At 52.9% G+C, this 1241-nt stretch carries 1 protein-coding gene; it reads left to right on the top strand.

Features of this window, described 5'->3' with window-relative positions:
- Positions 1 to 1241 (top strand): hypothetical protein (locus tag U8U68_RS21850; protein WP_322204564.1); only part of this gene is annotated, 1241 nt, incomplete at both ends.

The raw sequence follows: 1241 nt of genomic DNA, 5'->3' as shown, positions 1-1241 counted from the left end.
GACTACATCACTTCTGGTTGGGATACCTACCAGGGCAAGCGCATCAGCGCGCTCACCAGCGCCGGGGCCACCATCAGCATCCCCGAGCAGAGCACCGCGGTGCACGGACCCTACTGGCAAGTCATCCCCACCGCTACCAATGACGTTGGCCGTTTGGAGAAACGGGAGATTGATAACGTGAACATTGCTGGCCACAAGTTTAATCTTCAGATTTCTTCTGGCGGCAAAACCGCGATTATCACTGTAAACATCAAGAAAGCGGCCCACTATGTGCCCGAGATGACCGGCTTCCGGCTGTATGACGCGAAGAACGACGCTTGGTATGAGGGTGTTCAGACCAGCTACCGTGGCGACCACTTTGTGGTAACTTTGCCCGCTAACCTGGGTACCAAGGTTCCTGTGGCCTCTCGCATTCGCGGTGAAGGCAGAAACATGCACTTAGGTGTTTCGCCCTCTAACGCTAATAGAGTTTTCTTGACTGACGGCAGTGAGAATAATGATGCAAAGTGGACCATTGACTTTAGTGGCCTAACTTCTGAGCAGGATTTCATTAAGGCAGTGGCTGATGTACGTGGTGCAACGGCTGCTGAAATTGAAATCGAAGCCATTTATAACAGCAGTAAGCTTAAACTTTTTGTTGACAAGAACAACAATGATACTCTTGACTCTGGGGAAGAAGTTGGCTATGTGGACTTCGGCAGTTCTAATACCGATGCCGCTAACCTTCCCGTTAAGACGCTAGATGCTAGCGCCAAGACCCTGGGCACCGTGAAGGTTACCGGTAGTGGCAAGGTAAAGAATTATACGAGCCCGGGCGCACATGCGTCCATTCCTACCTCGCCTGCTGTGACCGGTACCACCGGTGGAGCATGGACATACTTTGTGAGTGGTGGTACTGGTGAGAATTGGAAAGGTGGTTCTGCAACGGCCACTTTGAAGGCTAATGTTTCCGACTACACTACCGCTACACCCACTGGCCTGACCTATAGCTGTTCCATTGGCTACACCTATGACAACGTAGATCTGGGCGCTTGGCTGGAGGGCCTGCGCGTGTATGCCGAGATCGGGAACGGCACCTATGCCACCCCCGGCGGCAAGGGCTTTGGCGTGACCACGAATGCCTTCGGCATGAACGGAGACGCCAACGGAAACGGCCGTAAGGATTCCTTTGAGTATGCCGAAATCGAGAACCACATCACCACGGTTAAGGACATTTGGACCGGTAACTACACCGTTGACAA

The organism is Acutalibacter intestini, from assembly GCF_034334985.1.
Classification (GTDB): Bacteria; Bacillota; Clostridia; order Oscillospirales; family Acutalibacteraceae; genus Acutalibacter; species Acutalibacter intestini.
The sequence above is the reverse complement of the archived record's forward strand: the minus strand, read 5'-3'. Positions and strand labels throughout refer to the sequence as shown.